General features: G+C 42.8%; 3 protein-coding genes. All 3 read right to left on the bottom strand.

What is annotated here, in order from left to right; genetic code table 11:
* Positions 1–1,932, bottom strand: a 1,932-nt coding sequence (locus IQ229_RS13710; RefSeq protein ID WP_194044544.1) for a CHAT domain-containing protein, incomplete at its 3' end; no start/stop codon positions are given.
* Between the two features lie 986 nt (positions 1,933–2,918).
* A complete protein-coding gene (locus IQ229_RS24025) occupies positions 2,919–3,152 on the bottom strand; it encodes a hypothetical protein (RefSeq protein ID WP_228013453.1) in 234 nt (77 codons plus the stop codon).
* A 602-nt stretch (positions 3,153–3,754) separates the two neighbouring features.
* A complete protein-coding gene (locus tag IQ229_RS13715; RefSeq protein WP_194044546.1) occupies positions 3,755–4,513 on the bottom strand; it encodes an FHA domain-containing protein in 759 nt (252 codons plus the stop codon).
* Positions 4,514–4,683 lie beyond the last annotated feature (170 nt).

The raw sequence follows: 4,683 nt of genomic DNA on the forward strand, positions 1-4,683 counted from the left end.
TTCTTCTACAGCCAATAACCCACCTTGCAAGTCACCCTGGCTCAATTTTTCCGTAGCAGTAGCGGTGACAATTCCAGTCGTTTCTATTCCTAAATCGATGTTTCTCTGCTTTTGAATCGGTCGAGAATCAGGTAGAGACTGGGTGGGAATTTCTGGTATTCTAGGCAGTGCTTGGGGGCGATTTTGCCACCACCAATTTAAACCGATCGCAGCAGCGATCGCACTGATCCCCACAACACCCACAATCGGCCACAGTTTGCGGCGACGGGTGCGATTTCTTGGCGGGGGTGGTTGCGATTGCGAAAAATTAGACTTTTGCCAATTGTCTTCAAGGTTTCCAGGAGTTGCAGGTGGCGGTGGTGGAACTTCTCCCCACAAATCTGCTGACTCTTCCGAGGAAGTCATTTCTTCTGGAATTTGGCTTTGGTGAAGATTATTTTCGTGAATTTGTCGATCCGGTTCAGTTGCAGGTTTTTGGTTATCTAGCTGACGAAACAAATCTGAAACGATCGCAGAATCTTCTTCATAGCTTGGGTCATCATACTCAATTTCATCAACCAGATCGCCCCAAGTATCTTCACCCAGCCAGTCCAACCCAGAAGAGTCTCGCGTTAAACCACTAGGAATCATATCTTCCATTCCTAAAGGCATATCGCTATCATCAGGTATACCAGGGTACATCGTGGAAGTTACCCCTAAAGGCGAACTATACTGATTCAGCGAATCCGTACTTGCAGATACCTCAGTTTCCTGACTTAAAAAACCGTCAAATTCTGGCTGGAGATATAAAATCGGTAATGCCCAGTACATCTGGTGAGAACCATAAGCAGAAATTAATCCTTGGCGCACCCGACTTACACACAAATCTACTGGATATCCCTGATTTAAATTGCGGTAAAACAATTGTGTGAGCGTCAACGCCACTTCATCAGGAATCCGTTCTGACATTGCCAAAACGCTTCTAATTCCCCGCTTCACGAGACTTTCCGCTAAGTTTCGTTCGCCAGTATCTCCAGAGGGATTGGACGCTGCTGTGTATGCCCCCAAGCAGGAATTAAACACTGCCATTTGGATATTATTGTTGACGAGCAAACCTGCCAAATCGTCCCCAGTTAAGATTTCCGTTAAGCCAGTTCTGCGACTAACAAGATAAATTTCTCCGCCATTTGCGCCTAAGTTACTATGACCAGAATAATGGAGAACATGGTATCTACCTTGTTCTAGGGCTTGCGTCAGTTCTTCCCGTCCTGGTTGGTCTAATACAGTGAGTTCAATTTCGGGGAAACGATTTCGACCTTCACCAGGTCGTGACGTTTGACGGTGAAGTTCCGCTTGCAGTTTAATTGCTTCCTGTTTCTGTAAGTCAAGACGGACTTGATCTGAGGGAGAAGCAATTACCATCAAAACTCTGACACCACCTTGTTCTTGTGGTGTGGGCATATTTTGCGACCGCAAAGGAGAAGCCCCCAAAATTCCACTTTGGAAGCGAGAAAAAGCCACATAAGGCCCAGTGGCCAGAGGGCGATCGCCTGCGTGCATCACTTCCCAAGGCAAACGAGCTAATCTAGTGTCTTTTAGCCCCAAGCGTAACCGTAGTACTTGTTGATGGTTCTGAGCAATACCTTGGGCAGTAATCCAACTATCTCTGAGAGTGCCTTGAAATAGGGCGTTATAAAATTGTTGACCCAACGCCACCAAATTCACAGAATTTCTGGCGATATCGCTTTCATGTCCGCCAGAGGTAAATGGATCTCCTTGCAACACCGAATTCAACGGGTCATTCATCAAATGCCCAGCAGCCATCAACCAATCAGCTATAGGCCAAGTCACCAATTCTTCTGCCAATGGTACCCCAGGCGCGACTTGTTCCGTCCGCACCAAGTAGTCATTTTGCCCTACTGGGGTTACGGAAATATGGAATTCCTGGGTCACAACTTCTCCTGTCCGCCTCCTAAATCTGGTTTGAAACGCGAAAGTTTCAAGTCGATTTTTCGCTCTCTCTGATAATTTAGATGCATCCTGCCCCTGAATGTTTCTGATTCGGTGTCGTTTTGGTTTTTCTGCCTTTACAACTTTATCCGGATCGGATTACCTGGGTCTAGAACACTTAATTGGTAGATGCACCTTGATCTTCAACTCCCCTAGTTGGCTAACACCCACTGGGGGTTTTTTTATTTTTGGCAAACAACAGCAACTTCTGACGCAGATATTCTCTACCAGAAAATAGTGCTTAATCCTAGAATACTTGATTAATAGATGGATGTCCCTCGATCTTTAACTCCCCTAATTGAGCTAATATCCACTTTGGTTTTTTTTAACACACGATAACAATCAATTTTCTAATAAATTTATCCGGAGCATGGTGGTTAAACCTAGAACATTTAAGTGGTAGATGCACCCTGATAACTAGCTCCCCTGGTTGGCTAACGCCCACTGGGGGTTTTTTTATGAAAATTGAGTGCTATTGATTAACCCTGACACACCCATTTTGTAAAGCAGCACACCGAGCGTTTAATTGGTAGGTCTGTCCTGATAACTAACCCCTCTGAGGTTTTTCTTTGAGCGACAAACAGTAAAACTTCAACCTCTGCTAATTTATCCGGTAGCGACCCATTTATTTTAGAAAAGATTATTGGTAGATGCACCCTGATAACTCACTCCCCTGGTTGGTTAACACCCACTGGGGGTTTTTTCTAGTTAGCATCACTGATAACGAATGCGAATGCGTCTAGTTAAGAAATGTTAGCGAGTCTTTTCCTATCAGAGACACTACGCGTAGCTTGCTTCTTCATAGTGGTACGAGCGTCATTGCCCGTTATAGACATTGCCATCAACCCTAATTTAGTTCATTCTTCCCGGAAGATGCTAGCTGCCCCTAGAAAAGATTATTGGTAGATGCACCCTGATAACTAACTCCCCTAGTAGGTTAACACCCACCGGGGGTTTTTTTTATTAAAAAAAATAACTGACCCTGATAACTCACTCCCCTGATAGGTTAACACCCACTGGGAGTTTTTTCTACTAGTTGCGTTACCAATAGCGATCGCAAATGCCTCTTTTAGAGAAATCTTAGCGAGTCTTTTTCTCTCAAAGATGCTACGCGTAGCTTGCTTCTCCATAGTGGTACGAGCCTCATTGCCCGTTATAGACATTGCCATCAATCCTAATTTAGTTCATTTTTCCCGGAAGATGCTGGCTGCCCCTAGAAAAGATTATTGGTAGATGCACCCTGATAACTAACTCCCATAGTAGGTTAACACCCACTGGGGGTTTTTTTATTTAAAAAATAACTGACCTTTGTACAAATTTATCCGGAGTATGGTCTTCAACCTGAGAACACTTAATTGGTAGATGCACCCTGATAACTAACTCCCCTAGTAGGCTAACACCCACTGGGGGTTTTTTTGCACTAGACGCGTAGTGGTGAGCCACATAACCGGAGTACATCACTATCACTGTTGCTACTGCTGGTAGACCTTGAGTATCCTCCTGTTGACAGGATAGAGCATAACTTACTCACTCAATCTCTGAATCGCTTTCTTTTTATTGTGAGCTAGAGATGCCACTCCAAAATGATTGCTATGATATTTAATCACATTCTTAATTTTTTTTATATATTTTGACGAGTTCCCTTTTAACTTTCACTATTTGTCTGCCTGTCTGCCTCAGCAAACCTTACCTTCTTACTCAGCACAGACTAACAGACTAAATGCCACACTACCGCTAACAGCACTCCTCAAACAATTGAAAACTGTTAAAAGTTACAATTTTTTAGCTGGCTGGGATTAGACAGTATTTGTGTGGTAAACAGGCGGTCTAAAATTTCTGATTTCTGTTCTGAACTGAAGTTTTCATAAAAATTTTCAAGCTTCTCAACGATGCCGAAATTTCTGAAAGCCTCTAAATTAGAATCTGGTTTTTCAATTAGAGTTTTTTGTCTATTCTGAGAATAAGTAAGTATGTCTACTGTATGATTATTCCTTCGATGCACAAGCTGCATCAATAAATCCATTGCAACAGTTGGCAGAACGCAGTAGGTAGAAGTCACGAAAAAATCAAAAGTCATATTGCCTAGACGGATGCGATCGCCATCTTTGAGTTTAATCGGACTAACAGCGCGATTACCATTCACAAACGAGCCATTGGTACTTTTGAAATCAATTAAGTAAAAGCCTTGCTCGTCAATATGCTGGATAGCAGCGTGGCGACGAGAAAGATGACTGTCACCAATGTAAATACCACTGTTGCGGCTACGACCTATCGTCCATATCTGCTGTGGCTGTCGTAAACTCTGAGTCTGATTGTCGCCCAAGTTAGTCATCAAATAAACAGCAGCACTATCCACTACACCATGTACGTAACCCGTCGTCTTGACTCTCCTCAACGATGGTTGAGATAGGTTTTCTAGCTGAAGAATTTCATCTAGAAGGCTGCTGTGGTGTTCATACAATTTGAGGAATACTTGATATAAAGTTAATCGCCGTTCTATTTCTGTTTGTGCAAAGTCAGTCATTATACGTAAACCTTATACTACCTGATTTCGGTTGTAATATACATCTTTAGCCGACAATCAGGGATAATTTATTTTTTTGCTTTTTGCTGCCATCTGAAAAATTTAGTGGTTTAGGATCATTCTATTTTAAAAATTTTAGGTGTGAGATTCCCTGTTGTTTATAGCCATAA

This window comes from Nostoc cf. edaphicum LEGE 07299, assembly GCF_015207245.1.
GTDB classification, from domain to species: domain Bacteria; phylum Cyanobacteriota; class Cyanobacteriia; order Cyanobacteriales; family Nostocaceae; genus Nostoc; species Nostoc edaphicum_B.

Excerpts from the sequence above, each read along its gene's own strand:
- IQ229_RS13715 (WP_194044546.1), bottom strand. The coding sequence starts at position 4,513 with ATGACTGACTTTGCACAAACAGAAATAGAACGGCGATTAACTTTATAT.
- IQ229_RS24025 (WP_228013453.1), bottom strand. The coding sequence starts at position 3,152 with ATGTCTATAACGGGCAATGAGGCTCGTACCACTATGGAGAAGCAAGCT.